At 67.2% G+C, this 26,434-nt stretch carries 31 protein-coding genes; 17 read left to right on the forward strand and 14 right to left on the reverse strand.

The genetic code is table 11. The features are described 5' to 3' along the window. The first annotated feature begins 6 nt into the window (after positions 1–6). The gene (locus tag G6N67_RS03895) at positions 7–1,383 is read left to right on the forward strand and encodes a sensor histidine kinase (RefSeq protein ID WP_036438186.1); all 1,377 of its coding nucleotides are present in this window, start codon (positions 7–9) and stop codon (positions 1,381–1,383) included. Here G6N67_RS03895 and G6N67_RS03900 read toward each other — a convergent pair. From G6N67_RS03900 to G6N67_RS03910, 3 genes are all read right to left on the reverse strand, one after another. Then, complete coding sequence (locus G6N67_RS03900) at positions 1,344–2,033, reverse strand: response regulator transcription factor (RefSeq protein WP_036438188.1); 690 nt, start codon at positions 2,031–2,033, stop codon at positions 1,344–1,346. The two genes, G6N67_RS03895 and G6N67_RS03900, sit on opposite strands and share 40 nt — an antisense overlap. 121 nt (positions 2,034–2,154) lie before the next feature. Next, the gene (locus G6N67_RS03905; RefSeq protein ID WP_036438190.1) at positions 2,155–2,808 is read right to left on the reverse strand and encodes a porin MspA; all 654 of its coding nucleotides are present in this window, start codon (positions 2,806–2,808) and stop codon (positions 2,155–2,157) included. 99 nt (positions 2,809–2,907) lie between these two features. Further along, positions 2,908–3,513, reverse strand: coding sequence for a TetR/AcrR family transcriptional regulator (locus G6N67_RS03910; protein ID WP_036438192.1), 606 nt, complete (start codon positions 3,511–3,513; stop codon positions 2,908–2,910). A gap of 14 nt (positions 3,514–3,527) precedes the next feature. On the opposite strand from G6N67_RS03910, the gene G6N67_RS03915 reads away from it, so the two are divergent. After that, entirely contained in the window at positions 3,528–3,932 is a 405-nt protein-coding gene (locus tag G6N67_RS03915; RefSeq protein ID WP_131524797.1) for a DUF6463 family protein, read from the forward strand. Here the strand turns inward: G6N67_RS03915 and G6N67_RS03920 are convergent. Continuing rightward, complete coding sequence (locus G6N67_RS03920) at positions 3,929–4,630, reverse strand: HNH endonuclease family protein (protein ID WP_230023780.1); 702 nt, start codon at positions 4,628–4,630, stop codon at positions 3,929–3,931. The genes G6N67_RS03915 and G6N67_RS03920 overlap by 4 nt on opposite strands. A gap of 62 nt (positions 4,631–4,692) precedes the next feature. Between G6N67_RS03920 and G6N67_RS03925 the strand changes: the two genes are divergently transcribed. Continuing rightward, complete coding sequence (locus G6N67_RS03925; protein ID WP_036438194.1) at positions 4,693–5,013, forward strand: FmdB family zinc ribbon protein; 321 nt, start codon at positions 4,693–4,695, stop codon at positions 5,011–5,013. Between the two features lie 72 nt (positions 5,014–5,085). Beyond that, the gene (locus G6N67_RS03930) at positions 5,086–5,739 is read left to right on the forward strand and encodes an SAF domain-containing protein (protein WP_036438197.1); all 654 of its coding nucleotides are present in this window, start codon (positions 5,086–5,088) and stop codon (positions 5,737–5,739) included. Here G6N67_RS03930 and G6N67_RS03935 read toward each other — a convergent pair. Beyond that, the gene (locus G6N67_RS03935) at positions 5,736–5,948 is read right to left on the reverse strand and encodes a hypothetical protein (RefSeq protein ID WP_036438199.1); all 213 of its coding nucleotides are present in this window, start codon (positions 5,946–5,948) and stop codon (positions 5,736–5,738) included. The two genes, G6N67_RS03930 and G6N67_RS03935, sit on opposite strands and share 4 nt — an antisense overlap. A gap of 134 nt (positions 5,949–6,082) precedes the next feature. Here G6N67_RS03935 and mscL point away from each other — a divergent pair, with 134 nt between their 5' ends. After that, a complete protein-coding gene (mscL, locus tag G6N67_RS03940) occupies positions 6,083–6,550 on the forward strand; it encodes a large-conductance mechanosensitive channel protein MscL (protein ID WP_036438201.1) in 468 nt (155 codons plus the stop codon). Between the two features lie 70 nt (positions 6,551–6,620). Here mscL and G6N67_RS03945 read toward each other — a convergent pair whose 3' ends face one another. From G6N67_RS03945 to G6N67_RS03975, 8 genes are all read right to left on the reverse strand, one after another. After that, positions 6,621–7,265: a porin MspA gene (locus G6N67_RS03945; protein WP_036438203.1), complete on the reverse strand. Its 645-nt coding sequence runs from the start codon at positions 7,263–7,265 to the stop codon at positions 6,621–6,623. Between the two features lie 394 nt (positions 7,266–7,659). Further along, on the reverse strand, positions 7,660–7,818 hold the full coding sequence (locus G6N67_RS38755; protein ID WP_165572182.1) for a hypothetical protein: 159 nt from the start codon (positions 7,816–7,818) through the stop codon (positions 7,660–7,662). Positions 7,819–7,953: 135 nt separating this feature from the next. Further along, positions 7,954–8,448: a MogA/MoaB family molybdenum cofactor biosynthesis protein gene (locus G6N67_RS03950; protein ID WP_179976800.1), complete on the reverse strand. Its 495-nt coding sequence runs from the start codon at positions 8,446–8,448 to the stop codon at positions 7,954–7,956. An 80-nt stretch (positions 8,449–8,528) separates the two neighbouring features. After that, a complete protein-coding gene (locus tag G6N67_RS03955; RefSeq protein ID WP_036438205.1) occupies positions 8,529–9,890 on the reverse strand; it encodes a S1C family serine protease in 1,362 nt (453 codons plus the stop codon). A 158-nt stretch (positions 9,891–10,048) separates the two neighbouring features. Further along, positions 10,049–11,524, reverse strand: coding sequence for a HAMP domain-containing sensor histidine kinase (locus G6N67_RS03960; RefSeq protein ID WP_036438824.1), 1,476 nt, complete (start codon positions 11,522–11,524; stop codon positions 10,049–10,051). A gap of 8 nt (positions 11,525–11,532) precedes the next feature. Beyond that, positions 11,533–12,219 carry a response regulator transcription factor gene (locus G6N67_RS03965; RefSeq protein WP_036438826.1) on the reverse strand — a complete coding sequence of 229 codons (687 nt, stop codon included), beginning with the start codon at positions 12,217–12,219 and terminating at the stop codon, positions 11,533–11,535. A 153-nt stretch (positions 12,220–12,372) separates the two neighbouring features. Further along, a complete protein-coding gene (gene rpmF / locus G6N67_RS03970; RefSeq protein ID WP_036438829.1) occupies positions 12,373–12,546 on the reverse strand; it encodes a 50S ribosomal protein L32 in 174 nt (57 codons plus the stop codon). A gap of 123 nt (positions 12,547–12,669) precedes the next feature. Next, a complete protein-coding gene (locus tag G6N67_RS03975) occupies positions 12,670–13,224 on the reverse strand; it encodes a hypothetical protein (protein ID WP_131524798.1) in 555 nt (184 codons plus the stop codon). A gap of 285 nt (positions 13,225–13,509) precedes the next feature. Here G6N67_RS03975 and G6N67_RS03980 point away from each other — a divergent pair, with 285 nt between their 5' ends. From G6N67_RS03980 to G6N67_RS04005, 6 genes are all read left to right on the forward strand, one after another. After that, complete coding sequence (locus G6N67_RS03980; RefSeq protein ID WP_036438210.1) at positions 13,510–15,219, forward strand: acyclic terpene utilization AtuA family protein; 1,710 nt, start codon at positions 13,510–13,512, stop codon at positions 15,217–15,219. Beyond that, complete coding sequence (locus G6N67_RS03985) at positions 15,216–16,364, forward strand: acyl-CoA dehydrogenase family protein (RefSeq protein ID WP_036438212.1); 1,149 nt, start codon at positions 15,216–15,218, stop codon at positions 16,362–16,364. The genes G6N67_RS03980 and G6N67_RS03985 overlap by 4 nt, the downstream gene beginning before the upstream one ends. After that, positions 16,361–17,956 (forward strand): acyl-CoA carboxylase subunit beta, encoded by a 1,596-nt coding sequence (locus tag G6N67_RS03990; protein WP_036438214.1) that lies wholly within the window; start codon positions 16,361–16,363, stop codon positions 17,954–17,956. Before G6N67_RS03985 ends, G6N67_RS03990 begins: the two co-directional genes overlap by 4 nt. Before the next feature lie 91 nt (positions 17,957–18,047). Beyond that, positions 18,048–19,985, forward strand: a complete 1,938-nt coding sequence (locus G6N67_RS03995; RefSeq protein ID WP_036438216.1) for an ATP-binding protein — start codon at positions 18,048–18,050, stop codon at positions 19,983–19,985. Further along, positions 19,982–21,139 (forward strand): acyl-CoA dehydrogenase family protein, encoded by a 1,158-nt coding sequence (locus G6N67_RS04000; RefSeq protein WP_036438217.1) that lies wholly within the window; start codon positions 19,982–19,984, stop codon positions 21,137–21,139. Before G6N67_RS03995 ends, G6N67_RS04000 begins: the two co-directional genes overlap by 4 nt. After that, complete coding sequence (locus G6N67_RS04005) at positions 21,139–21,906, forward strand: enoyl-CoA hydratase family protein (protein ID WP_036438219.1); 768 nt, start codon at positions 21,139–21,141, stop codon at positions 21,904–21,906. Before G6N67_RS04000 ends, G6N67_RS04005 begins: the two co-directional genes overlap by 1 nt. Here the strand turns inward: G6N67_RS04005 and G6N67_RS04010 are convergent. After that, entirely contained in the window at positions 21,903–22,481 is a 579-nt protein-coding gene (locus G6N67_RS04010; protein WP_229481281.1) for a DUF4304 domain-containing protein, read from the reverse strand. The genes G6N67_RS04005 and G6N67_RS04010 overlap by 4 nt on opposite strands. A gap of 221 nt (positions 22,482–22,702) precedes the next feature. Here G6N67_RS04010 and G6N67_RS04015 point away from each other — a divergent pair, with 221 nt between their 5' ends. From G6N67_RS04015 to G6N67_RS04040, 6 genes are all read left to right on the forward strand, one after another. Further along, positions 22,703–23,044, forward strand: coding sequence for a YciI family protein (locus tag G6N67_RS04015; protein ID WP_036438223.1), 342 nt, complete (start codon positions 22,703–22,705; stop codon positions 23,042–23,044). Continuing rightward, the gene (locus tag G6N67_RS04020) at positions 22,999–24,234 is read left to right on the forward strand and encodes an RNA polymerase sigma factor (protein ID WP_308289827.1); all 1,236 of its coding nucleotides are present in this window, start codon (positions 22,999–23,001) and stop codon (positions 24,232–24,234) included. Before G6N67_RS04015 ends, G6N67_RS04020 begins: the two co-directional genes overlap by 46 nt. A 3-nt stretch (positions 24,235–24,237) precedes the next feature. Beyond that, positions 24,238–24,534, forward strand: coding sequence for a hypothetical protein (locus G6N67_RS04025; RefSeq protein ID WP_036438225.1), 297 nt, complete (start codon positions 24,238–24,240; stop codon positions 24,532–24,534). A gap of 2 nt (positions 24,535–24,536) precedes the next feature. Further along, the gene (locus G6N67_RS04030) at positions 24,537–25,118 is read left to right on the forward strand and encodes a carboxymuconolactone decarboxylase family protein (protein ID WP_036438226.1); all 582 of its coding nucleotides are present in this window, start codon (positions 24,537–24,539) and stop codon (positions 25,116–25,118) included. A 13-nt stretch (positions 25,119–25,131) separates the two neighbouring features. Beyond that, a complete protein-coding gene (locus G6N67_RS04035; protein ID WP_036438227.1) occupies positions 25,132–25,626 on the forward strand; it encodes a nitroreductase family deazaflavin-dependent oxidoreductase in 495 nt (164 codons plus the stop codon). A 226-nt stretch (positions 25,627–25,852) separates the two neighbouring features. After that, positions 25,853–26,299 (forward strand): ester cyclase, encoded by a 447-nt coding sequence (locus tag G6N67_RS04040; RefSeq protein WP_036438228.1) that lies wholly within the window; start codon positions 25,853–25,855, stop codon positions 26,297–26,299. Positions 26,300–26,434: the final 135 nt, after the last annotated feature.

Consider the following 26,434-nt stretch of genomic DNA (forward strand, 5'->3'; position numbering starts at 1 on the left):
GCGGTTATGCCAAGAGGAGTAGCCGCCGCGTGGAGCATCTCGGGCCGTTCGGCGTTCGTGGCCGCGACGGTGGTGTTCGTCAGCCTGGCCGTGGCCGCGGCCGCACTGGCCACGGTGCTGTACCGGTCGATGCTCTCGGGCGTTGACACCGCTGCGGCCACCCGGGTGGTCGACGTCGCCGACGCGCTGCGCACCACCCCACCGACCGCGCTCGATCCGGCACTGATGGCCACCGACGAACGCATCGTCGCGGTCCAGGTCATCACGGCCGGCGGGACTGTGGTCGAACGCTCGTCGTCGGCCCCGCGGACGCCACTGATCCCGATCGACGAGGTCGGCGAGGGCATCCGGATCGGGATGCCCGAGCACGCATCGCCTTTCGGCCGGATCAGGTTCAGCGCGCAGACGGTCGACGGGGTCGGCGGCCGCTACACCGTGCTGGTCGGCGAGGGCAGTCTGCTGGTCGCGTCGACGGTCAAGACCGTCATCGTCGCGCTGGCGATCGCGGCTCCCATCGTGGTCGCGGTGTCTGCGGCCGCCACCTACCTGCTGGTGCGCCGGTCGATGCGATCGGTGGACGACATCCGGACCCGCGTTGCCGACATCAGCACGTCGGATCTCACCGAACGCGTGCCGGTGCCGGGCAGCCGCGACGAGATCGCGGCGCTGGCAGTCACGATGAACGAGATGCTGGCGCGCATCGAAGCCGGGCACACCGCGCAACAGCGGTTCGTCGGCGACGCGTCCCACGAGCTGCGCAGTCCGCTGGCGAGCATCATCTCGGCGCTGGAAGTGGCCGCAGCGCACCCCGAGCTCAACCAGGAGCTGGCGAAATCCACGCTGGCCGAAGCGCATCGCATGGAGGCGCTTGTCGCGGATCTGCTGTTGCTGGCCCGCGCCGACGAAGAGCAGCTGGCCGCCAACCCGACCGACGTCGACCTCGATGACGTCGCCGCGGCGGAAGTGGATCGCCTGCAACGGATCAGCGCGTTGCGAGTCCGCGCGTCGCTCGAGCCGGCTCAGGTGCGCGGCGCGGCGCCCGCGCTGTCCCGCGTGCTGCGCAACCTGCTCGACAATGCCGAGCGGCACGCATCCACGGCCATCGACGTCGAGTTGCACGCCCGCAAGACACAGGCCGTCCTCACGGTCGACGACGACGGGCCCGGCATCGCGGTCGCCGACCGTGACCGGGTGTTCGACCGGTTCGTCCGGCTGGATCAGGACCGCTCCCGCAGCGCAGGCGGCGCGGGCCTCGGGCTGGCCATCGTCCGCGAAATCGTTGCAGCACATGGCGGCACGGTGGCCATCGGCGAATCGCCCGGTGGCGGGACGCGGGTCACCGTTCAGCTGCCGCTGTCGTACGCGCCCGAGTCGAGCCGATAGCCCACGCCGCGAACGGTCTCGATGGTGTTGGTGCCGAACGGGATGTCGATCTTGCGCCGCACATAACCGACGTACACCTCGACCACATTGTCCGGTCCGTGATGGTGGGCGTCCCAAACGTTGCGCAGGATCTCGGTTTTGGTGACCACGTTGTCCTTGTTGCGCATCAGGTACTCGAGCAGCCCGTACTCTCGCGGCGTCAGCGAGATCTCCGTCCCGGCGCGTTCGACGACCCGGCGCGCGGGGTCCAGCGTCAGCGTTCCCGCACTCAGCACGGTGGGCCGCCGCGGCACCGAGCGCCGCACGAGGGCCCGCAGCCGGGCGACCAGTACCCGGAACGAGAACGGCTTGGTCAGGTAGTCGTCAGCCCCGAGGTCGAACGCGTCGGTCTGGTCGTACTCGCCGTCCTTGGCGGTCAGCATCAGCACGGGCGTCCACACGTTCTTGGCCCGCATGCGGCGCAGCACCTCGTAGCCGCTCAGTCCCGGCAGCATGATGTCGAGGACGACGACGTCGAAGTTGTGCTCGACGGCCAGCCACAGCCCGTCGACACCGTCGGACGACTCGACCACCAGAAAGCCCTCGGCCCGCAACCCGATGCTCAGCGTCGACGCCAGCACGGGTTCGTCGTCGACGACCAAAACCTTCATCACGGCCGATTGTCCAATACATCCGGAGGGCCGGCACGCCGCTCCCCGTCAGCGGGAGCAACGATGAGCGTGACGGGATGTAGTGGGCGGCGCACCGGCCTGGCCTTCGGCGGTCGTACGGCTAATTCATGTTCCAGGGCTCCCCGTAGGTGGTGACACTGTCACCGGTCGACGCGATCAGCCGGGCGAACGGACGCAGCAGCACACCACCGGCCGCACCGGTCACGGTGCCGTGCGCATTGGACACCGCCACACCCCCGCTCGGGCCCTTCACGTCGACCGAGAAGGTCGCCACTTCCTGGATACCAGGGCCGTTACCCAGATCGGCGGAAATCGAAACACCCGGGAACAGATTCGGCGTGATCACCTGCGCCAGCGGATCGAAACCGGCCGACAGCGGGTTGATGTTGACGTCGTCGAGCAGGATGTTGGGCGTGGTGTAGCTGAAGTTGATGCCGACACCCAACGACCACGGGAAACCGATCTGATAGCCGAGCTCCAACGTGCCCTCGAACTCCTCGGCACCTGGTCCGGCGACGATGTACTTGGCCCGGCCGGAGTGGAACCACTCCCGCGTCAGCCGGTTGCGGTCCAACGGGAACACACCGTTGAGGAACGTATCCCACTGCTGGATTGTCAGCGTCCGATCCTGGCCGTCAACCAGGCTCAGCTCGTCGTCCAAGCCGGCGTTGGCTGTTCCACCGCCCGCCAGTGCGGCAACCATTGCCGTCATCACCGTGACCGCCGCAATCAGCATGCGCCTGATGACCCTCATCGTCTCCCTAGCTGTCTCGTTTCTGCCACCGCTGAACAGGGCCAGATAGTGGCAAAAAGCCGCTGTGAGATCGCTAAGAACGCAGGTCCGGGCCTGGAGCTACCGCGGCCGCAACCCGGTGTCGAGAACTGCCATGATCCGCTCGGACAGGGCCGCGGCGTCGGTGTCTGGCACCTGACCGTCGCTGGCTGCCACGGCGAGTCCGTGCATCATCAGGTGGATCGTGAGCGTGACGTCTTCTATGGGCAGGTCGGCGATCTCCCCCGCCTCACGCGCCGAGCGCAGCGCCGCCTCGGCCTCCGCCCGTAACCGGCGCTCAGCCTCGACGAGCGTCGCGTGCCGCGCGCGGTCACCGAACATCGCACCCCGCATCAACCGGTACAACGCCTGTTCGGACACCGCGAATTCGATGTAGGCACAGGTCATTCGGTGCAACGTCTGGATGCCGGGCGGGCCTTCGGTACGGACCCGGACGGCGATCGCGGTCAACTCGTCGAAACCCTCGGCGGCCACGGCGGCCAGGAGATCCTCTTTGTCGGCGAAATGGCGGTAGCACGCCGCGGGCGATACGCCGACGGCCGTGGCGACCGCCCGCAGCGTCACGTCGCCCGGTCCGGTCTCGGCGAGTTGCGCGCGCGCCTCGGCGATCAGCGCCCGACGCAGATCACCGTGGTGATAGGTCTTGCGGCCCGGTGTGAACGTCATTAACATCCCCCCATGTGAACGCTCGTAACATTACCGCATGGGGCGGCAGGTTGGCCGTCGTCGGCGCCGTGGCGCACGTGTCGCTTGCCGCGAAGGCGCGAAAGCCGGTGTGGTCGCAGATCGCCGACGAGGGCATCGTCAACACGGTCACGTTGGAACCCACGCCCGAGCAGCTGGACAAGGCCGAGGCGTTCTGGTTCAGCCCCGGCAGCTTCGGGGTACCGTTCGGGCTGCTGGGTGCACTGGTTCTGCACATGACGCGACGCGGACAACCCGTGCCCCGCTGGCTCGGCTGGACGATTGCCGCGTGGGCTGGCGTGGCGGGCGTACTGCTTCCGAAATCCGGCGCGTGGGCCATCTTCACCGCGGGTGCGCTGTTGATCGCCGGGAATCGGAAGTCCTTGTCCGCCAACGGCTAGCAGTGGTCGAGCACCGCTGCCATCGCGGTCCTCTCCTTGGCCGATACCCACAACCCGTAGGCCGCCTTCACGTCGACCTGCCGGGCCACGAACTCGCACCGAAACGCCGCATTGGGCGGCAGCCAGCTCGCTGCGTCGCGAAACGCCTTGTCGAAGTTGGACTTTGACGCGACAGCAACCAGATTGCGCGGGTCGTTGGCAAAGTTCCTGCGGCGCACAGGATCCCATGCGCGAGCACCTTTGTACCAGGCGTCGGCCAACGACACCAGGTGGTCGACCTGGACCGCGCCGGAGGTCTGCGGGCCACGGGCGAACGGGAGCGTCGCACCGGTGTACGGGTCGTGCAACACCCCGGTCTGGGCGTAGCACGTGCCGGGCCGGATCACGAGCTCGGCGAGATCGCGGCGCAGGATGTCGTCGCGCGTGTTGCAGCCGTTGTGCCCGAACTCGACGTCGACGTCGTCGCTCCAGGCCTCACCGAAGGCCGACCGGTCGAAATCGGTCTGCCGGTCCCAGCTCTTCACGGGCAGACGTGTGAGCTGTGCGCGCGCGCCCGCGTAGTCCGCGGTGCCAACCGGCAGTGGCCCGACGGGCGGGCTCACCGGGCCCCGCCGCAGCCACGCCACCCCGAGCACGGCCGCGACCACGAGCGCCACCACCAGGACGGTCCATCCGCCCGAAGGAATGACGCGCCCCACATAGCGGTTCTAGCACTTGAGCCGGTAGAGTGCTAACCAGTTTGACCAACTCGGAGGTTTTCGTGCCTACCTATTCCTATGCGTGCACCGAATGCGACAACCGCTTCGACGCGGTGCAGGCGTTCAGCGATGATGCGCTGACCACCTGCCCCAAGTGCTCCGGAAAGCTGCGCAAGCTCTTCGGTTCGGTGGGAGTGGTGTTCAAGGGCAGCGGGTTCTACCGCACCGACAACCGCGACTCGGGCAAGAGCTCGTCCAACGGCTCGTCGAAGAGTTCCGAGTCATCGAGCTCGTCGTCCTCCGAGAAGTCCTCCAGCTCGGACAGCTCGAGCTCGTCGAGCACCAGCTCGAGCTCCGCGCCTGTCGCGGCAGCCTCCAGCTGACCTGACCGGAGTTATCCACAGGCGGGCGCCGACCCCCTCCCGCGACGCCGCGCAGGTGCCTAACGTGGCGCCATGGCCGCTTCCCTCAATCCGTCACCGATTCACCGGCTGACGGCCGCGTTGCGCCCTGACTGGTCGAAGACCGTCGCGGCCCGCAGGGTCGCCGCGGCGGCGTTGGTCGTGCTTGCCGCGGTCGCCGCAGTGCGGTCCGATCCGCACGGCGAGTACACCGACATCGCGGTCGCGGTCCGTGACCTCACTCCCGGGGTCGAACTGACGGCCGACGACGTCCAGCTCGCGAGCCACCGCAAGGCGACGCTGCCCGAGGGCGCTCAGACCGAGCTGGCCGCCGTGATCGGTACCACCCTCGCCGGGCCGGTGCGGCGCGGCGAGGTGCTCACCGACGTGCGCTTGCTGGGCCCCCGGCTCGCCGAGGCGACGGCTGGGCCGGATGCCCGGATCGTGCCCTTACATCTCGCGGATACCGCACTGCTGGACATGATTCGGCCCGGCGACGTGGTCGACGTGCTGACGGTCGGCGGTGAACAAGAGGACAGCAGGCCGCTCGTGGTCGCAACGGACGCGGTCGTGGTTCTGGTGTCCGAGAAACCCAAGGGGACGGGCAGCGGCACTGATCGCGTGGCGCTGGTCGCGCTACCGGCCCGAGCCGCCACCGAGGTGGCAGGAACCGGCCTGGTGCAGGCCGTCACCGTCGTCATGCATTAGCGCGGGGCAGGCGGCTGTGCCGGCCCGTGTTCGAGCGCCTCGAGCACCATGTCAGTCAGCTCGTCGGTGGTCGATGTCGCCGACGGCGCCGCCGGAGTGGTCGGGCTGGGCTGCGCCGGCTCGGCGACCGCGCCGGGCGCGATCGCGACCATTGCTGCGATACCGAAGGCCAATCCCGCCAACACCATCCGGATTCGTCGCCGGACCATCACAGCTCCGTTTCTTTTCGGACCCACATTCGACATTCGCGTGAAAGCTAGCAGTTCAAACCGGATGCCGCACGGCGAACTGGATTAATGTTCGGCTCATCCACTCATAGCACCAGCCCAGGAAGGGTTCGCGCATGTTGAAAGGCTTCAAGGAGTTCCTCTCCAGAGGCAACGTCATCGACCTTGCCGTCGCCGTCGTCATCGGCGCAGCGTTCACCGGTCTCGTTACGGCCTTCACCGAGAAGGTCGTCCAGCCCCTCATCGACCGCGTGGGCGCCGGACCGGGCAAGGAATACGGCATCCTCAAGATTTCTCTCGGCGGAGATCCTGAGACCTTCGTCGACTTCAACGCCGTGGTGTCGGCGGCCATCAACTTCCTGCTCGTCGCTGCGGTCCTCTACTTCGTGATCGTGCTGCCGTACAAGAAGTTGCGCGAGCGCGGCGAGGTCGAGCAGGCCCAGGACACCGAGCTGAGCCTGTTGACCGAGATTCGTGACCTCTTGGCCGAAAACGGCAACGGCTCCAGCGGCAAGCACGTCACCGGACCCGGCACCGGCCCGAGCCCGGACACCGCCGAGACGACGAGCGCGGACCGAACCTGAGCGAGGTTTCGAGAAACACAAAACAGCCCCCGGAGCGAGCCGGGGGCTGTTTTGTATTGCCTGGGAGATGTCAGTTCATGTTCCAGGGCTCGCCGTAGGTGGTGACGCTGTCACCGGTCGAGGCGATCAGGCGGGCGAAGGGACGCAGCAGCACACCACCGGCCGCACCGGTCACGGTGCCGTGCGCGTTGGACACCGCCACACCGCCGTTGGGGCCCTTCACGTCGACCGAGAAGGTCGCTACTTCCTGGATGCCGGGGCCGTTGCCCAGGTCAGCCGAGATCGAAACACCCGGGAACAGGTTCGGGGTGATGACCCGGCCCAGCGGGTTGAAGCCGGCCGACAGCGGGTTGATGTTGGCGTCGTCGAGCAGGATGTTGGGCGTGGTGTAGCTGAAGTTGATGCCCACGCCGAGCGACCAGGGGAAACCGATCTGGTAACCCAGTTCCAGGGTGCCCTCGAACTCGTCAGCGCCGGGGCCGGCGACGATGTACTTGGCCCGGCCGGAGTGGAACCACTCACGGGTCAGGCGGTTGCGGTCCAGGGGGAACACACCGTTGAGGAACGTATCCCACTGCTGGATTGTCAGCGTCCGATCCTGGCCGTCAACCAGGCTCAGCTCGTTGTCCAGACCTGCGTGAGAGGTGCCCGTGCTCGTGAACAGCGCGGCAATCGCCGCAACCATCGCGATCAGCACCCGACTGATTGCCTTCATGTTCTCCCTAGCTATGTCGCGGTGGTCACCGTAGTCGGTGGCCACCGAGTTGTTTTGTGGTGCCCGGCCCTAACGCAAAACCACACACCTTGCAAGACCTTCATGTGACCGAAATTAGACAGATCACATGTTGCTCTTACGTTTCGCTCATCGTTGACACGAGGAACATAACGGGGAGGCATTCGACCGGCAACGCAAGCACATATGAGCAAGCCTGTATACGGTCGATCGATCAAAATTTGCTGGCGGCATCTGAGCACCACCGCGGGCAAGGCAGGACGCTGGGAGTTATGTCACCCGGCAATGGAGTGATGTGGTTCGCCTTGCTAACGAGCGATGAGCCAGATCACACCTTCCCACCACGCGTTTTGGGCGTTGAAAGCGGAATCTGGACTCATTCATGGTGAGGCGGAATATTGCTCCGCAACCACCGATCGTGCGCGTCGTCGTCGTCTGGCGAAGACACGTCGCGTTCATCGGGCGGCACCTCCGGAAGCACCTCACCGAAGATCGAGTTAACTGTGCGGCGTGAAGCTTTGGCCGGATCGTTCATCGGAATTCCCCTTTGTGACGAGATCACATTTTGGCTGTGAAGCTTGTTTACCTGCTGGTAACCCTCTCGCCCCACGCCCACAGCATTCGCCAGCTCAAACGAAAACGGTGGCCGAAGGCCACCGAATCGGGTTCGTTAGATCTCCAAGCTTGATAGCTGGCCGATTATCTGCACAGCCAGCGGGCTCAACGTGGCCATCCCGTCGCGAACCGCGGCCCGCGAGCCGGCGATGTTCACGACGAGCGTGCTTCCCGAGATTCCGGCAAGCCCGCGGGACACTCCTGCATCGACGATGCCTGCGGAAAGTCCGGATGCCCGCAAGGCTTCGGAAATGCCGAGCAGTTCGCGGTCGAGGATGTCCGTGGTCGCCTCGGGGGTCACGTCGCGCGGTGTGACTCCAGTGCCGCCGACCGACACCACGAGGTCGACGCCGCCGATGACGGCTGTGTTCAACGCGTTGCGGATCTCGACTTCGTCGGCCGCGACCACGACGACGCCGTCGACCACGAACCCGGCTTCGCCGAGCAGTTCCGTGACCAACGGACCGCTGTGGTCCTCTTCACCGTGAGCAGTGCGATCGTCGACGACGACAACAAGTGCCCGGCCCACCAACTCCCCTGGTTGTTCCATGCCTGCAACCGTATATGCGGGGGCGGACAGCGGTGCGACCACTCGCAGCGACAGTTGGCCCTGGGGCTGGGTCAGCGTCCTCACTGCTCAGCCTTACCCAGCGTGACGTCGATGGTTTGTGGTTTGCCAGCAGGGTCGAGGTAGGTCAACCTGACTTTGTCACCGGGTGCTTTGGACCGCACCGCGGCAACGAGAGCGTCGGCGCTGTTGATCACCCGATCGTCGACCTTCGTGACCACCACGCCGCTCGGCAGCCCGGCAGCCGATGCCGCGCCACCATTTGTGACCTCGACGATCTTGGCGCCGTCGGTCGTCTTGTCGTTGCTGACCTGCACACCGAGCGACGCGTGCGAGGCCGAGCCGTTCTGGATCAGTTCGTCGGCGATCCGCTTGGCCTGATCGACGGGAATCGCGAAGCCGAGCCCGATCGACCCGCTCTGCGCCTGCGGTGAGTCACCGCCCATGGTCGCGATCGCCGAGTTGATGCCGACGAGTTCACCGTTCATGTTGACCAGAGCGCCACCTGAGTTACCGGGGTTGATCGCGGCGTCGGTCTGGATCGCGTCGAGCACGGTGTTCTGGTTGCGGGTGTCACCGCCCGCCGCGACCGGCCGGTTCAGCGCGCTGACGATGCCGGTGGTCACGGTGCCTTCCAGGCCGAGCGGCGAGCCGATGGCCACCACGTCCTGGCCCACGCGCAGGTTCTGTGAGGAACCGAGGGTGATCGGGGTGAGCCCGGAGACGTCCTGCGCCTGCACCACCGCGATGTCACTGCTGGGATCGGTGCCCACCACGGTGAACGGCTTGGTGGTGCCGTCGGAGAAGGTCACCTTGGTGCGTGCGCCGCCGGGCACGCCGGGGCCTTGCTTGGCGCCCTCGACGACATGGTTGTTGGTCAGGATCAGGCCGTTGGCCGTGAGGATGATGCCCGAGCCCTCTTCAGAGGCCCGGCCGAGATCGGTCTCCAGCTTGACCACGCTCGGAACCACCTTGGCGGCCACCTGCTCGACCGAGCCGGCGGGCAGCGCCGCCGCGGGAATGCTCGGGGCCGCGCCGTTGAGGCCGGTGCCGAAGCTCGGGCGGTCGTCGTGCACCAGCGTGGCCACCCCACCGCCGATGCCGGCCGACACCACGGCCACCGCGAGCGCACCCGAGGCCAGGGCCAGCTTGGACCGCTTCTTGTTGACCACAACGGGCTGCGGCGCGATCGGCATGTGCGGAGACGACCGGTACGGGTCGTACGCGCCGCGGTAGGCCTGCGTCTGCTGCGGTGGCTGGTGCGGCTGCGGTTGGGGCGGCAGCTGAGGCTGCTGCGGCTGACGCGCGTAGCGCCAGTCGTACGGCTGCTGCTGATAGGGATCGGGACGGCCACCCGGGTAACCGGGCGCGCCGGAATGCTGACCCGGCTCCTGCGGCTGGGAATACCTCGGGTGATTCGTCATCTGCTGTAGTGCTCTTCTCTTGTATGGGTGGATCAGCGGTCGAGCAGTTACTTCAACCAACGAAGTAGGTGGCCACAAGGTTGCCCAGGTGGACTGAGAATCCACTTAGAGAACGTTTTGGACCATCCATGATTCGCCCCCGGTCGTCGTTAACTGTCTCACTTTTTGTCGGCGCTCATGACATGCCCACTGCTGTCGTCGAGCCTGGGCGCCGCCGGGGCTTCGGGCAACGGCTGGCCCGGCAGCATCACGTGGATCGACGCACCGGGCGGATTGCCACCCGGCACTGTCTCGTCGATGCGTAGTGCCCCACCGTGTTTCATCACCACGTGCTGCACGATCGCCAGGCCGAGGCCCGAGCCCGGCATGGCCCGCGCGGCAGCCGAACGGTAGAAGCGGTCGAACACCAACCGGCGTTCCTGCGGCGGAATGCCCGGCCCGTGGTCGGCCACCACCAGTTCGGCGTGGGCCGGGTCGACCTGCCGCAACCTCACCTCGACCCGACCGCTGGGCGGGCTCCACTTGGCGGCGTTGTCGAGCAGGTTGAGAACCGCGCGGCCCAGCCCCGCGGCGTCGCCGAACACCTGCCAACCGATCACGTCGACGTCGAAGTCGATGTCGTTGCGGCGCCGCCGGACCCGCTCCAGGCTGCGGTCGACGACCTCCGACATGTCGACCGGCTCGTGGATGACGCCGCCCGCGTCGTCGCGCGTGAGGTCCACCAGGTCACCGACGAGTGTGGAGAGTTCTTCGATCTGGGCGATCACGTCGGCGCGCAGCCCGGCCATCTCCTCCTCCGGAAGGCGCGGCGCGCCAGGGGCTTGCGACGCCATCAGCAGTTCGACGTTGGTGCGCAGTGAGGTCAGCGGCGTGCGCAGTTCGTGGCCCGCGTCGGAGACCAATCGGGCTTGGCGGTCCCGGGATTCGGCCAGCGCGCGCAGCATCATGTTGAAGGCTTCGGTCAGCCGGGCCAGCTCGTCGCTGCCGACCACGGGGATCGGCCGCAAGTCGTCGGTGCGCGCGACGCGTTCGGCGGCCTCCGTGAGCCGCCCCACCGGTCGTAGCCCGGCCCGGGCGACCGCACCACCTGCCATCGCGGCCACGGCCACACCCACACCGCCGACGATGAGCAGGATCGTGCCGAGCCGTCTGAGCACTTGTCCGGTCGGTGCCAGGCTCTTGGAGATCAGCAGTGAACTGCCGTTGGCCAGGTGCACGGCCAGCACCCGCTGGTGGTTGGCGGTGCGCAGCGACATCAGCAGTTCGCCGGAGACCACATCTTTTTCCTGCTGGCCCAGCGGCAGGGTCTGGCCCTGCTGATTGGCGGTGTAGATGGCCCGGCCCGGAATCACCAGCATCGCGTTGACGTCGGAGTACGCGGTGCCCTCGATGGCCTTGCCAGGATCGGCGGCCAGCGATCCGCTCTCGATGAGCAGCCGAGCCCGGCTGTGCAGTTGATTGTCGATGTCGTCGTACAGCGCACGTGACACCACGGCGTACACCGCGACGGCCATCAGCACGACCACCATGGCCACCATCGACATCGCGAGCATCATCACGCGCCAGCGCAACGACAGCGAACTGGTGTTGGGCAGTGTCGTCGACCGCCAGAGATTGTTCGGGTTGATCGCCATCACGGGTATCAGGGCGGGGTTTCGCGCAGCACGTAACCGACCCCGCGCACGGTGTGGATCAGCCGCGGTTCACCTTCGGCTTCGGTCTTGCGGCGCAGGTAGCCGATGTACACCTCGAGCGCGTTGCCCGAGGTCGGGAAATCGAATCCCCACACTTCTTCGAGGATGCGGCTGCGGGTCAGCACCCGGCGGGGATTGGAGATCAGCATCTCCAGCAGCGAGAACTCGGTGCGGGTCAGGCTGATCTGCCGCGTACCTCGCGTGACCTCGCGGGTCACGGGGTCCAGCGTCAGGTCGGAGAACGCCATGATCTGCGAGTCGGCACCGTCGTCAGACACGGTCCGGCGGAGCAATGCACGCATCCGGGCCAGCAGCTCTTCCAGCGCGAACGGCTTGGGTAGATAGTCGTCGGCCCCGGCGTCGAGGCCCGCGACGCGCTCCGACACCGAGTCGCGCGCGGTGAGCACCAGGATCGGCAGGTCGTCGCCGGTGCTGCGGAGCCGCCTGCACACCTCGAGGCCGTCGAGCCGCGGCATCATCACGTCCAACACCACGGCATCGGGCCGATCGCTGGCAATCAGTTCGAGAGCCTCGACACCGTCTTGGGCCAGCTCGACCGAGTATCCGTTGAAGGAAAGCGACCGGCGCAGGGATTCGCGCACAGCGCGATCGTCGTCCACGACAAGAATGCGCACAGCCACAGTCTCAACCTGTCGTCTGAGAGTGGCCTAAGAGGCGCGCCGCAAAATTGCCTAGCGTTTGCCCGCCGCTACCGGAAGCCTTACGAATGGATGACACGACAAAAAGCGCTACCACGAGTGGCAGCGCTTTTTGTGGACGTCGCGGATTTAGCGCTTGTCGAGGTCGACCAGGCCGAGACGGGCGGCCTTGAGCAGACGACGCGGCACCTTGTGCTGCTGACCGGCGACAGTGACGCCGACGAGACCGGTGGCCTCGGCCTTCCACTGCGCGCGCCGGCTACGGGTGTTCGCGCGCGACATTCTGCGCTTGGGCACAGCCATGACGTGCATCTCCTTGCTTGGGGTGTTGCCGCAGGCGCCAACAGGCGGCGACGATTGCACTACAGAGTAACGGTTGACCTGCGTCGGCTCCAAAACGGCCGGGCTCGCGTCATCGGATCGGCGTCAGCTGCGGCACTTGCGCACGCCGGTGGGCAGACCGCTCTCGTTGGCGACCTTCAGCCCGCACTCCCGGATGTTGACGGTCTGCGCGTACACCTGCCCGGGAACGGTGACCTGGCCGTTGCGGCCGCCGGTCCCGGTGTTGAGGACGCCGGTCACGTAGCCGTTGGTGCCGTCGCCCTGGTAGTACTGCACACCTTCGTCGTCGACGGTGATGGTGCCGCGCGTGCCGAACGCGCGGTGGTACTGATCGCCGATCGGCGAACCGTTGACGGCGGTGTTCAGCGCGCTGCCGTTGTTGAAGACCGTGTCACCGACATTCTGGATCGCCCGAACCCCGGGTGCGGGGTTCTTGAAATCGGGCCGCGCAACCGCGTCGGCCGCGGTCTCGACCTTGTGCGGCGTCTCGGGTTCCGGACCGGCGGCGTTGTCGACACCCGGAGCCGCGAACGCCAGGCCGACCGGACCGGCGACCGTGAGCGACGCGCCCGCGACCACACCACCGAACAGCACGCGCGCCCGGCGCGACCGATCCGACATTGCCCTGTGACGTCCCATGAGTTCCCCTCGCTCGGAAATTTTCTGCGATATCTGACCACGGCAAATGCCCCGCGGCGAGGGTTCACCCAGCCGCTTCCCAGGATTGTTTGCGTTCGCAAATTTACGGCGGCGGCAATTGGGCGGATACCTGCGCGGATGCCCCGAACCTGCGCCCAAATCCACGATCTCGCCGAAACTGTCGCGCGCGAGCCGGCACTTGGGCCACCCCTTGACGCGGGACCGGTGGTACCGGCTAACGTAGCTGACCTACCGGTTGGTAGGTCACTGGCGACGGAGGTATGCGTGGCGTCTGCAGGCCCAGGTGCAGTACGTATCGGCAACTGTTCGGGCTTCTACGGCGACCGGCTCGCCGCGATGCACGAGATGCTCACCGGCGGGGAGCTCGACTATCTGACCGGCGACTACCTCGCCGAACTGACCATGCTGATCCTGGCCCGCGACCGGGCCAAGAACCCCGAGCGTGGCTATGCCAAGACCTTCCTGCGCCAGTTGGAGGAGTCTCTCGGCCTGGCACTGGACCAGGGCGTCAAGATCGTCGCCAACGCGGGCGGGCTCAACCCGGCCGGGCTGGCCGCCGCGGTGCGGGCACTGGCCGAACGGCTCGGATTGAACGCGCGCGTCGCGCATGTCGAAGGTGACGATCTGGTCGCACGGGCCGGTGAGCTCGGGCTCGGCACTCCCCTGGCGGCCAACGCGTATCTGGGCGCGTGGGGCATCGTCGACTGCCTCTCGGCAGGCGCCGACGTCGTGGTCACCGGGCGGGTCACCGACGCCTCGGTGATCGTGGGCCCGGCAGCCGCGCACTTCGGTTGGGAGCGAACCGATTACGACGCTCTCGCCGGGGCCGTCGCGGCCGGGCACGTCATCGAATGCGGAACGCAGGCCACGGGCGGCAACTACGCGTTCTTCCAGGAAGTGCCTGATCTTCAGCACCCCGGCTTCCCCATCGCCGAGATCAACGCCGACGGCTCGTCGGTGATCACCAAGCACCCCGGCACGGGCGGCCAGGTCAGCGTCGGCACCGTGACCGCGCAGCTGCTCTACGAGATCACCGGCGCGCGGTACCCCAATCCCGACGTCACGCTGCGGGTCGACTCGATCCAGCTGAGCCAGGACGACGACGACCGCGTGTCCATCACGGGGGTGACGGGTGAGGCGCCACCGCCGACGCTCAAGGTGTCGCTCAACAGCATCGGCGGTTTCCGCAACGCGGCCACATTCGTGCTCACGGGCCTGGACATCGAGGCCAAGGCGCAGCTCGTGCGCAGCCAGCTGGAGGCCGGGCTCAAAGTCAAACCGGCGGAACTGGAATGGTCGCTGGCTCGCACCGACCATCCCGACGCCGACACCGAGGAAGCCGCCAGCGCGCTGCTGCACTGCGTGGCCCGGGATCCGGATCCCAACGTCGTCGGACGCCAATTCTCGGCGGCCGGAGTCGAACTCGCGCTCGCCAGCTACCCGGGCTTCACCACCACCGCCCCACCCGGAGACGGGCAGGTGTACGGAGTGTTCACGCCGGGATACGTCGAGGCGACCAAGGTGCCGCACACCGCGGTGCATCCCGACGGCACGCGCGTCGACATCGCTCCGGCCACCGAAACGCTGGAGGTGACAGCGGTTTCCGAGCCGGCGCTGCCGGAGCCGCTGCCGCCAGGTCCGACTCGACGGGTTCCGCTCGGCACGATCGCCGGTGCCCGCAGCGGCGACAAGGGCGGCTCGGCCAACGTCGGGGTCTGGGTCCGGACCGACGAGGAATGGCGTTGGCTGGCGCACGCGCTGACGGTCGAAACCCTTCGCGAATTGCTGCCCGAGACGGCGGAGCTGCCGATCACCCGGCACGTGCTGCCGAAACTGCGGGCCGTGAACTTCGTGATCGAAGGCATTCTCGGGCAGGGCGTGGCCTATCAGGCCCGGTTCGATCCACAGGCCAAGGGGCTGGGCGAATGGTTGCGCAGCCGTCATATCGACATCCCGGAGGAACTCGTCAAGTGAGTATCTGGAACACCCCCGAGCGCGAGTCGCTGCGGAAAACGGTGCGGGCCTTCGCCGAACGCGAGGTGCTGCCCAACGTCGCCGAGTGGGAGCGCACCGGCGAACTCCCCCGCGAACTGCACCGCAAGGCCGGCGAGGCCGGACTGCTCGGAGCCAACTTCCCCGAATCCGTCGGTGGCGGTGGCGGTGACGGCGCCGACGCGGTCATCATCTGCGAGGAGATGCACTACGCGGGCGCGCCAGGCGGCGTGTTCGCGTCGCTCTTCACGTGCGGGATCGCCGTGCCGCACATGATCGCATCGGGCGACGAGCGGCTGATCGAGACCTACGTCAAGCCCACGCTGCGCGGCGAGAAGATCGGCTCGCTGGCCATCACCGAACCCGGCGGCGGTTCGGACGTCGGGCATCTGACGACCAAGGCCACCCGCGACGGCGATGACTACATCCTCAACGGCGCCAAGACCTACATCACGTCGGGCGTACGCGCCGACTACGTCGTGACCGCGGCGCGAACGGGAGGCCCCGGCGCGGCGGGCGTATCGCTGATCGTCGTGGACAAGGGCACACCCGGATTCGAGGTCAGCCGCAAGCTCGACAAGATGGGTTGGCGCTCAAGCGATACCGCCGAGCTGTCCTACACCGACGCGCGGGTGCCCGTCGCGAACCTGGTCGGCGCCGAGAACTCGGGCTTCTTCCAGATCGCCGCGGCGTTCGTCTCCGAACGTGTCGGCCTGGCCGCGCAGGCCTACGCCAGTGCGCAACGCTGCCTCGACCTGACCGTCGAGTGGTGCCGTAACCGCGAAACCTTCGGCAAGCCACTGATCTCCCGCCAGTCGGTGCAGAACACGCTCGCCGAGATGGCCCGGCGCATCGACGTCGCGCGGGTCTACACGCGCAACGTCGTCGAGCGCCAGCTCGCCGGCGAAGAAAATCTGATCACCGAGGTGTGCTTCGCCAAGAACACCGCGGTCGAGGCCGGTGAGTGGGTCGCCAACCAGGCCGTGCAGTTGTTCGGCGGCATGGGCTACATGGCCGAGTCCGAGGTCGAGCGGCAGTACCGCGACATGCGCATCCTCGGCATCGGCGGCGGCACCACCGAGATCCTGACGTCGTTGGCCGCCAAGACATTGGGGTTCCAGTCATGACCACGCTGAAGTCCACGATCGACCCTGGTTCTCCGGCGTTCGCCGAAGCCGCCGAGGCGATGACCGCCAAGCTCGCCGAACTCGACGCCGAACACGCCAAGGCCATGGCCGGCGGCGGGCCCAAGTACGTCGACCGCCACCACGGCCGCGGCAAGCTCACCGCGCGCGAACGCGTCGAGCTGCTGGTCGATCCGGATTCGCCGTTCCTGGAGCTGAGCCCGCTGGCGGCCTGGGGCAGCGACTTCCAGGTCGGCGCGAGCATCGTGACGGGCATCGGCACCATCGAAGGCGTCGAGTGCCTCATCGTCGCCAATGACCCGACGGTCAAGGGCGGCACCAGCAACCCGTGGACGCTAAAGAAGATCCTGCGCGCCAACCAGATCGCGATGGAGAACCGGTTGCCGGTGGTCTCGCTGGTCGAATCGGGCGGCGCGGACCTGCCGACGCAGAAGGAGATCTTCATCCCGGGCGGGCAGATGTTCCGGGATCTCACGCGGCTGTCGGCGGCCGGCATCCCGACCATCGCGCTGGTGTTCGGCAACTCCACGGCCGGCGGCGCGTACGTGCCGGGCATGTCCGATCACGTCGTGATGATCAAGGAACGCTCGAAGGTGTTCCTGGCCGGCCCGCCGCTCGTGAAGATGGCCACTGGCGAGGAGTCCGACGACGAGTCCCTGGGTGGGGCCGAAATGCACTCCAGGACATCGGGTCTGGGTGACTATCTGGCCGCCGACGAACTCGACGCGATCCGCATCGGCCGGCGCATCGTGGCGCGGCTGAACTGGCGCAAGCAAGGCCCTACGCCCGCACCTGTCGTCGAACCGCTGTACGACGCCGAGGAACTCGTCGGCATCGTGCCAGCCGACCTGCGTATCCCGTTCGACCCGCGCGACGTGATCGCCCGAATCGTCGACGGCTCGGATTTCGACGAGTTCAAGCCGCTGTACGGGTCGTCGCTCGTGACGGGCTGGGCCACGCTGTACGGCTACCCGGTCGGGATCCTCGCGAATGCCCGCGGTGTGCTGTTCAGTGAGGAGTCACAGAAGGCCACCCAGTTCATCCAGCTGGCCAACCGGGCCGATACGCCACTTCTGTTCCTGCACAACACCACCGGCTACATGGTGGGTAAGCAGTACGAAGAGGGCGGCATGATCAAACACGGCTCGATGATGATCAACGCGGTGTCCAACTCGAAGGTGCCGCACATCTCGCTGCTGATCGGCGCCTCCTACGGCGCGGGCCACTACGGCATGTGCGGCCGCGCGTACGATCCGCGCTTCCTGTTCGCCTGGCCGTCGGCCAAGTCGGCGGTGATGGGTGGCACGCAGCTGGCCGGTGTGCTCTCGATCGTGAGCCGCGCGGCTGCCGAGGCCCGCGGTCAGCAGGTCGACGAGGCCGCCGACGCCGCGCTGCGCGCCGCGGTGGAGGCCCAGATCGAAGCCGAGTCGCTGCCGATGTTCCTGTCCGGCCGGCTGTACGACGACGGTGTGATCGACCCCCGCGACACCCGAACGGTCGTGGGAATGTGCTTGTCCGCCATCGCCAATGGCCCGATCGAGGGGACGTCGAACTTCGGCGTCTTCCGGATGTGAGAGGCGCGCCCGTGTTCCCGCCGACACTACGCATTCTGCTGACATTCGGGCCGGATCCCGCCACAACCCGTAGTTTCGGCGGAGGAGGAAAATGATCACCAGAGTTCTGGTCGCCAACCGCGGCGAGATCGCCCGCCGCGTGTTCGAAACCTGCCGCCGCCTGGGCATCGGCACGGTCGCGGTGTACACCGAGCCCGACGCCGGTGCACCGCACGTCGCCGAGGCCGACGCCCGCGTGCGCCTGGAGGGCACCAACGGCTACCTCGACTCCGCGCAGATCATCGCAGCGGCCCAGGCATCCGGCGCCGACGCGATCCATCCCGGTTACGGATTCCTCTCCGAGAACCCCGATTTCGCGGCCGCCGTGATCGACGCGGGCCTGACCTGGATCGGGCCGCCCGTCGCGGCAGTGCAGGCCATGGGCTCCAAGATCGAGGCCAAGAAGATGATGTCCGCGGCCGGTGTGCCGGTGCTCGACGAGCTGTCGCCGGACAGCGTGACAGCCGAGCAGCTGCCGGTGCTGGTCAAGGCGTCGGCAGGCGGCGGTGGCCGCGGTATGCGGGTCGTGCGTGAACTCGACGCGCTGGCAGGCGAAGTCGCAGCCGCCCAGCGGGAGGCGCAGTCCGCGTTCGGCGATCCGACCGTGTTTTGCGAGCGCTATCTGGCCGCGGGCCATCACGTCGAGGTGCAGGTGCTCGCCGACGAGCACGGCACGGTGTGGGCGGTCGGCGAACGCGAATGCTCGATCCAGCGGCGGCACCAGAAGATCATCGAAGAGGCGCCGTCGCCGCTCGTCGAGCGCACACCGGGCATGCGCGCCAAGCTGTTCGACGCCGCCCGGCTGGCCGCCGAGGCCATCGGGTACACCGGTGCAGGCACGGTCGAGTTCATGGCGGACGACGACGGGGACTTCTTCTTCCTCGAGATGAACACGCGACTGCAGGTCGAGCATCCGGTGACCGAGGCCACGACGGGCCTTGACCTGGTCGAGCTGCAGATTCACGTCGCCGACGGCGGCCGGCTCGACGCCGAACCGCCGGCTTCGCGCGGGTCGGCCATCGAGGCGCGGCTCTACGCCGAGGATCCCGCCAAGGGCTGGCAGCCGCAGGCGGGCACCGTGCACCGGTTCGACGTGCCGGGGCAGGTGCGGGTCGACACCGGTATCGAGGACGGCTCGGTGGTGTCGATCTTCTACGACCCCATGCTCGCCAAGGTCATCTCTTCCGCACCGACGCGCAGGCAGGCCGCCACGGTGCTCGCCGACGCGCTGGCGCGCACCAAGATTCACGGGGTGCGCACCAACCGCGATCTGCTGGTGAACGTGCTGCGGCACCCCGCGTTCCTCGACGGGGCTACCGACACCGCGTTCTTCGACACGCACGGTCTCGATGTCCTGGCCGCGCCGTTGACCGACGCCGACGCCGTCACGCTTTCGGCGATCGCCGCGGCCCTCGCAGACGCCGCGCACAACCGCGGCACCGCACGGGTTTTCGCGGCCGCTCCCAGCGGCTGGCGCAACATCGCGTCGGGTTACCAGACCAAGTCCTACCGCACTGCGGCCGGTGACGACATCGCGGTGCGTTACCGGTTCACCCGCACGGGCCTGGATCTGCCCGACACCGACGGGGTTTCCCTGGTCTCGGCGGCGCCCACAAGCGCGGTGCTCGCCGTCAACGGTGTCGAGCGTGCATTCGACGTGGCGCGCTACGGCGACCAGGTGTTCGTCGACTCCCCGCTGGGCCCCGCGCAGTTCACCGCGCTGCCCCGCTTCCCCGACCCGAACGACGCCGTCGCGCACGGGTCGCTGCTGGCGCCGATGCCCGGCTCGGTGGTGCGTGTGGGCGCCGCCGTCGGTGACACCGTCACGGCCGGTCAGCCGTTGATCTGGCTGGAAGCCATGAAGATGGAGCACACCATCGCCGCACCGGAGGACGGGGTGCTGGCCGAGCTCAATGTCACCGCAGGCCAACAGGTCGAGGTCGGCGCCGTACTTGCCCGGGTCGAATCCCAAGAAGGAGAACAGCAGTGAGCTTCATCGAAACCGAGGAACAGCAGGCCCTGCGTCAGGCGGTCGCCGCGATGGCCGCCAACTACGGCCAGGACTACTACCTGGAGAAGGCCCGCGCCGGCGAGCACACCACCGAATTGTGGAACGAGGCAGGCAAACTCGGCTTCATCGGGGTGAACCTGCCCGAGCAGTACGGCGGCGGCGGCGCGGGCATGTACGAGCTGAGCCTGGTCATGGAGGAGATGTCGGCGGCCGGGTCGGCCCTGCTGATGATGGTGGTCTCCCCCGCGATCAACGGCACCATCATCTCGAAGTTCGGCACCGAAGAGCAGAAGAAGCGCTGGATCCCTGGCATCGCCGACGGCTCTATCACCATGGCCTTCGCCATCACCGAGCCCGACGCGGGCTCCAACTCGCACCGCATCACCACCACGGCCCGCCGAGACGGCAGCGACTGGATCCTCAAGGGCCAGAAGACCTTTATCTCGGGCATCGACCAGGCCCAGGCCGTGCTCGTGGTCGGCCGAACCGAGGATCACAAGACCGGCAACCTCAAGCCCGCGTTGTTCGTCGTGCCCACCGACACTCCGGGGCTGAACTGGACCAAGATCGACATGGAGATCGTCAGCCCGGAGAGCCAGTTCCAGGTGTTCCTGGACGACGTGCGGTTGCCCTCCGATGCCTTGGTCGGTTCCGAGGACGCCGCGATCGCGCAGCTGTTCGCCGGGCTGAACCCCGAGCGGATCATGGGCGCGGCCAGCGCTGTCGGCATGGGCCGGTTCGCGATCAACAAGGCCGTCGAGTACGTCAAGACCCGCCAGGTCTGGAAAGTGCCGATCGGCTCGCACCAGGGGCTGGCACATCCGTTGGCGCAGAACCACATCGAGATCGAACTCGCCAAGTTGATGATGCAGAAGGCCGCCACACTCTACGACGCGGGCAACGACGTGGGCGCGGCCGAGGCCGCCAACATGGCCAAGTACGCCGCGGGCGAGGCATCCGTGCGGGCCGTCGATCAGGCCGTGCAGTCGCTCGGTGGCAACGGCCTGACCAAGGAGTACGGCATCGCGGCCGCGGTCAACGCGTCGAAGCTGGCCCGCATCGCGCCGGTGAGCCGTGAGATGATCCTGAACTTCGTCGCGCAGACGTCGCTCGGCCTGCCCCGGTCCTACTGATGGCTGAACTCGTCCAATACGCAGTTGACGGCGCCGTTGCGCGCTTGACGCTCGACTCGCCGCACAACCGCAACGCACTGTCCACGGCCCTGGTCGGCCAGCTCCACCAGGGGCTGGCCGATGCCGCCGCCGATCCACGCGTCCGCGTCGTTGTGCTCGGCCACACCGGCGGAACATTCTGCGCCGGTGCGGATCTGAGCGAGGCCGCCGGACAGGATCCGGGTGACATCGCAGTCGACCGGGCCCGCGAGATGACCAAGACGCTGCGGCTGATCCTTGAGTTGCCGGTTCCCGTCATCGGCGCGATCGACGGTCACGTGCGCGCAGGCGGCATGGGTCTGGTGGGTGCGTGCGATCTCGTCGTCGCCGGGAACAACAGCACGTTCGCGCTGACCGAGGCCCGCATCGGCGTTGCACCGTCCATCATCTCGCTGACACTGCTGCCCAAGATGACCGCACGCTCGGCCGGCCGCTACTTCGTCACCGGCGAGAAGTTCGGCGCCGCGGAAGCGGCTGACATCGGGTTGATCACGCTCGCGTCCGACGATGTCCCGGCGACTGTCGCTGCGCTGACAGCGGAGATCGCCAAGGGTTCACCGCAGGGCCTTGCGGCGTCGAAAGCGTTGACCACCGCAGCGATCCTGCGCGACTTCGACGCGCTGGCCGAGGATCTCACCCGGCAGTCGGCCGAGCTCTTCGTCTCCGACGAGGCACGCGAAGGCATGATGGCGTTCCTGCAGAAGCGCCCGCCGAGCTGGGTGGGTTAATCCGGCACGACCGCGTCGAGCACTCCCCGCTCGACGAGCGTCTCGGACCGGGATCCGGTTGCCTCGGTGAGCTGGCTGTTGAAGATCTCCCATCGGGGCTGGTGACCGAACTGCTCCCGAAGCGCCGAGATGTACTCGGTGAGCGCATCGATGTCATCGGTGGCGGCCAGGTACGCACACGTGTGCTCCATGGCGGCCAGCTTGTTGTTGGCAATTGCCCAGCGCACCAATTCGTCAGTGGTGGTGATCTTTTCGGTGACCATCAACACCTGGTCGAGCCCTTCGCAGAGCCGCTCCGCGAACGCCGTCATGTCCGTCGTATCGTCGAACGCCAGCTCGTGCGGCAGATTCTCCACCACGCCCTCCCAGCGCCGGCTCAGCAGGCACAACGGGCGTTCGCACACCGCGTCGACGTCGGCCGAGCCGACTCCGATGTTGACGAAGAACCCATGCCACGGAGTGACCCCGTTCCACCGGTTGCCTTGAAAATCGATCACGTCGTACAGCGGGCCGCGCTGCCTGCGGAAGGCCCGGCCCGACCGGGTGAACCCGCGCGCCTTCAGGAACGGACGCACGCCCTCTGACAGCAACACTTCGAATCGACGCCTGAAAGACGCCCCCCGCGCCTCCGATTCGACCAATCCCCACCCCCTCGATGGAATCGCCGGCAAATGAATCCTAAGCACGCCGCCGAGGCGCTGACAGCGGCAATCTGGAGGCCGAGCCCCGGATGTGTCCTGTTCCATGTTCTGCCGATCGTCTGTCTAGTAGAGATACGACGAGGAGGCTTGAAGGCATGAAGTACGTGTTGTTGTTCGTCGAGACCGAGCAGTTCGCCAACGAGCTCGCGGGCTTGGATCCGGCCGAGCGGGAGCGGGCATACGAACGCGTCAACGAATGGTTCGCGACGCACGCGGACAAGTTGCGCGGCGGCAGCAAGCTGCAGTCCCCCGAAACCGCGACGACCGTGCGCCTCGACCAGGGCGAGCCGGTCATCGTCGACGGGCCGTTTGTCGAAGGCAAGGAGGTCATCAGCGGGTACGCCGAGATCGAGGTCGCCGATCTCGACGAGGCGCTGCAGATGGTCAAGACGTGGCCGGCCTGCCCGATCGTCGAGATCCGCCCGCTGCTGCCGTGATGCAGGCGTCGCACGCCGAGCTGTCGCGCGTCGTACGCGAACACGCGGGCCGGCTCGCCGCCTCGCTGATCCACCTGACCGGCGACTTCGCGGCCGCGGAGGATCTGGTGCAGGACGCGGTGTTGGCTGCGCTGCGGCACTGGCCGCACGAGGGCATCCCGCAACGTCCGGACGCCTGGCTGTTCACGGTCGCGCGGCGCCGCGGTCTCGATGCGCTGCGCCGCGAGAACAACTACGCAGGCAAACTGGCCCTGCTCGAAGCGCCGGTCCAGCCTGAGCCCGACGAGCGGCTGCAACTGATCTTCACGTGTTGCCATCCCGCGCTGACGCGGGAGGCGCAGATCGCGCTCACCTTGCGGGTCGTGTGCGGTTTGACCACCGCGCAGATCGCGCGCGCGTTCTTGGTGCAGGAGTCGACGATCGCACGACGGATCTCCCGCGCCAAACGCAAGATCACCGACGCCGGGATCCCCTACCGCGTCCCGGCCGACGACGAACTCGGTGCGCGCCTGACCGAGGTGCTGACGGTGATCTATCTGCTGCTCAACGAGGGCTACCTCGCCACCGCGGAGCGAGCCCAGTCGCGCGATCTGGTCGATGACGCCGAGTGGCTGGCCTCGCTGCTGCACACCCTGATGCCGACCGAACCCGAGGTGGCCGGGCTGCTGGCCCTCATCCGGCTGCATCGCGCGCGTGGCGCGGCCCGCTTCGATCACGACGGCGGATTGGTGTTGCTGCGGGACCAGGACCGGTCCTTGTGGGACGGTGCGGCGATCGCGGACGCGACCCGACTGCTGGTCCGCGCCGCGAAATACCAACGCCCCGGCCCGTACCAATTGCAGGCGGCGATCGTCGCCTGCCACGCCGAGGCCGAGTCGTGGGAGACCACCGACTGGGAGCAGATCGTGTTGCTCTACGACATGCTGCTGCACCTACAGCCGTCGCCCGTCACCCGTCTGCACCGCGCGATCGCGCTGCGCTACACCGCAGGCCCGCAAACGGCGCTGCGCGAGCTCGACGACCTCACCGAGTCGCTCGACCGCTATCACCTCTACCACGCGGCACGCGCGGACCTCGAGCGTGAACTGGGCCGTCCCGACCAGGCCCGGGCCGCCGATCAACGTGCCCTCGAACTCACGGCCAATCCGGCCGAGCAAGCCCTACTGCAACAACGAATCCTGTGGAGCTGAACCATGTCTGACGTCACTCAACTGCTGCACACACTGGTCACGCGCGTTCGCGACGGCGCGGGGAAAGCGCCGGTGCAACTGCGCCGGGCCGCGTTCGACAACACCGGCCTGGACGAGCCCGTGCACACGTTGGTCGAGAAGGTCGCGTATCAGTCCTATCGCGTAACCGACGGCGACATCGCCGACGCCCGCACGGCCGGTTTGAGCGAGGACGAGATCTATGAGGTCGTGGTGTGCGCCGCGGTCGGCCAGGCCTGCCGGCAATACGCGGCCGCGCGGGCCGCAGTGGCGGGGGCGTGACCATGCGACTCACGATTCTCGACCACGGTCACACCCTCGGCAAGAAGGCCATCTTGGCGCTGATCCGGGTGGTTTCACGCCAGCCGGTGGTCGACGCCGTCAAGCTCGTGATGTACCGGCCCGAGTTCTACGGCGCCGCCGCCGGTGCACTCACTCAGGAGGCGATGCGCGGCCCGTCGGCCTGGTCGGTCGGCGATCGCGAGCTCATGGCGGCGTTCGTGTCGAAGGTCAACGAGTGCCCGTTCTGCGTCGCCGCACACACCGCAACGTCGAGCACGTGGTACGGCGACGACGCGAAAGTCGCTGCGACACTGAGAGATCTCGACACGGCGCCGATCGAGGAGCCGCTGCGCGCGACGCTGCGCCTGCTCGGCAAGCTCACCCGGGAGAACGCCATCGAGCCTGACGACGTTCGTGCCGTGCTCGCCGCGGGTGTCACACGGGAGCAGATCGAGGACGCGTTGGCGGTGTCCTTGGCGTTCAACATCACCGACCGGCTGGCCAACGCGTTCGGGTTCGATCTGGCGGGCCCGGCCGCGATGGACGCCGGTGCGCAGCACCTGTTGAAACGGGGCTATCGGTAGGCACAGTGGAGGTATGCCGAAAAAGTATCGAGTGAACGGATTCGTCCGGTTCAACAACGCGGCGATGCGCGCAATGCTGAGAGCCGGCGTGAAGTTCGGGACGTTCGCGACGCTGACGGTTCCGGGCCGAAAGACCGGACGGCCCATCAGCACCCCGCTTGTCGTGTTCACCTACAACCACCACCGCTACCTCGTCGCGTCGTACGGCGTCGTCAACTGGGTCCGTAACCTTCGAGCCGCCGCGGGCAAGGCCACGTTGAGCCGCGGGAAGCACACCGAGCAGATCACCGCGACCGAACTGCCACCCGACGAGGCTGCCGAGATCATGCGGTACTCGCTGCACCACGGTCCGCCGGGGATTCCCGCACCCATCGTCCGCGTGTATCGCCGCTTCTCGGTGCTGCCCTACCTCGAGGTGGACCTGGACTCGCCGCCCGAAGAATTCCGTCGCGCCGCACCGAAGCACCCGGTTTTCCTGGTGGAGCCCCGTTTGCACCGGACCACGTAAATTTGGCGAAGTGCGACCACTGCACGCCGGCGGCTGGCCGACTGCCGAATTGGGCCCAGCCGTCGCACGTCGTAGCAGGTCAGCGGCATGCGGCGGGCCGAAAGTCGTTGATGCGGCAGACACAGCACAAAGCCGCCCGAATCAGCCAGCGACATTCCGCCGCAACCGACCTACGGTTTTCATGCGGACGTTCTCTGCCGTGCGGTAATCACCGAAAGGCCGGATCATGGCCGAAGATCAGAACAAAGCTGTCTCCCGCCGAATCTGGGAGGTATTCGCCTCAGGCGACCTCGCCGAGCTCGACGACCTCGTCGCTCCCGGCGCGGCGTACCACGACACGCAGGATCCGTTCGGGGATCAGCGTGGACCCGATCACATGAGAAGCCTCATGGACATGTATCGGAAGACGTTCTCCAACATCAGGTTTGACATCAAACAGCAGGTCGCTGAGGGTGATTACGTGTGCACCCTGCTCGAGGCACAGGGCGACGACACGGGTGGGCTCATGGGGCAGGCGGCCACCGGCCGGCACGCCAGGATCATGCTCACCATCACCGATCGCCACGAAGACGGCAAGATCGCCGAAAGCTACGCCACCTGGGACACCCTGGGAATGCTCCAGCAGCTCGGCCTCGTACCGGCGGCAGCCCAACAGCCGGCACCGTCCGCCTGATCTGCGCGGTTTGTGACGCCAGGGTCGTGATTCCCGACGCACCACGGCCCTGGCGTCGAAATCTGGTGTGCATCCACCCCTTAGAATTACCTTAATAAAGTCTTATCTTTCTTAGACTTGAGGTACCGTGGCCCC

It is taken from the genome of Mycolicibacterium mageritense (genome assembly GCF_010727475.1).
Classification (GTDB): domain Bacteria; phylum Actinomycetota; class Actinomycetes; order Mycobacteriales; family Mycobacteriaceae; genus Mycobacterium; species Mycobacterium mageritense.

What these genes read in the sequence shown, in the direction of transcription:
- G6N67_RS03905 (WP_036438190.1), bottom strand. Translation starts at nt 2,808, where the DNA reads ATGAGGGTCATCAGGCGCATGCTGATTGCGGCGGTCACGGTGATGACG.
- G6N67_RS04005 (WP_036438219.1), top strand. Translation starts at nt 21,139, where the DNA reads ATGGCTGAACTCGTCCAATACGCAGTTGACGGCGCCGTTGCGCGCTTG.
- G6N67_RS03960 (WP_036438824.1), bottom strand. Translation starts at nt 11,524, where the DNA reads ATGGCGATCAACCCGAACAATCTCTGGCGGTCGACGACACTGCCCAAC.
- G6N67_RS38755 (WP_165572182.1), bottom strand. Translation starts at nt 7,818, where the DNA reads ATGAACGATCCGGCCAAAGCTTCACGCCGCACAGTTAACTCGATCTTC.
- G6N67_RS03990 (WP_036438214.1), top strand. Translation starts at nt 16,361, where the DNA reads ATGACCACGCTGAAGTCCACGATCGACCCTGGTTCTCCGGCGTTCGCC.
- G6N67_RS03945 (WP_036438203.1), bottom strand. Translation starts at nt 7,265, where the DNA reads ATGAAGGCAATCAGTCGGGTGCTGATCGCGATGGTTGCGGCGATTGCC.
- rpmF (WP_036438829.1), bottom strand. Translation starts at nt 12,546, where the DNA reads ATGGCTGTGCCCAAGCGCAGAATGTCGCGCGCGAACACCCGTAGCCGG.
- G6N67_RS04030 (WP_036438226.1), top strand. Translation starts at nt 24,537, where the DNA reads ATGCGACTCACGATTCTCGACCACGGTCACACCCTCGGCAAGAAGGCC.
- G6N67_RS03975 (WP_131524798.1), bottom strand. Translation starts at nt 13,224, where the DNA reads ATGGGACGTCACAGGGCAATGTCGGATCGGTCGCGCCGGGCGCGCGTG.
- G6N67_RS03900 (WP_036438188.1), bottom strand. Translation starts at nt 2,033, where the DNA reads ATGAAGGTTTTGGTCGTCGACGACGAACCCGTGCTGGCGTCGACGCTG.
- G6N67_RS03910 (WP_036438192.1), bottom strand. Translation starts at nt 3,513, where the DNA reads ATGACGTTCACACCGGGCCGCAAGACCTATCACCACGGTGATCTGCGT.
- G6N67_RS04025 (WP_036438225.1), top strand. Translation starts at nt 24,238, where the DNA reads ATGTCTGACGTCACTCAACTGCTGCACACACTGGTCACGCGCGTTCGC.
- G6N67_RS03950 (WP_179976800.1), bottom strand. Translation starts at nt 8,448, where the DNA reads ATGGAACAACCAGGGGAGTTGGTGGGCCGGGCACTTGTTGTCGTCGTC.
- G6N67_RS03895 (WP_036438186.1), top strand. Translation starts at nt 7, where the DNA reads ATGCCAAGAGGAGTAGCCGCCGCGTGGAGCATCTCGGGCCGTTCGGCG.
- mscL (WP_036438201.1), top strand. Translation starts at nt 6,083, where the DNA reads ATGTTGAAAGGCTTCAAGGAGTTCCTCTCCAGAGGCAACGTCATCGAC.
- G6N67_RS04015 (WP_036438223.1), top strand. Translation starts at nt 22,703, where the DNA reads ATGAAGTACGTGTTGTTGTTCGTCGAGACCGAGCAGTTCGCCAACGAG.
- G6N67_RS03935 (WP_036438199.1), bottom strand. Translation starts at nt 5,948, where the DNA reads ATGGTCCGGCGACGAATCCGGATGGTGTTGGCGGGATTGGCCTTCGGT.
- G6N67_RS04040 (WP_036438228.1), top strand. Translation starts at nt 25,853, where the DNA reads ATGGCCGAAGATCAGAACAAAGCTGTCTCCCGCCGAATCTGGGAGGTA.
- G6N67_RS04035 (WP_036438227.1), top strand. Translation starts at nt 25,132, where the DNA reads ATGCCGAAAAAGTATCGAGTGAACGGATTCGTCCGGTTCAACAACGCG.
- G6N67_RS03955 (WP_036438205.1), bottom strand. Translation starts at nt 9,890, where the DNA reads ATGACGAATCACCCGAGGTATTCCCAGCCGCAGGAGCCGGGTCAGCAT.
- G6N67_RS03930 (WP_036438197.1), top strand. Translation starts at nt 5,086, where the DNA reads ATGGCCGCTTCCCTCAATCCGTCACCGATTCACCGGCTGACGGCCGCG.
- G6N67_RS03995 (WP_036438216.1), top strand. Translation starts at nt 18,048, where the DNA reads ATGATCACCAGAGTTCTGGTCGCCAACCGCGGCGAGATCGCCCGCCGC.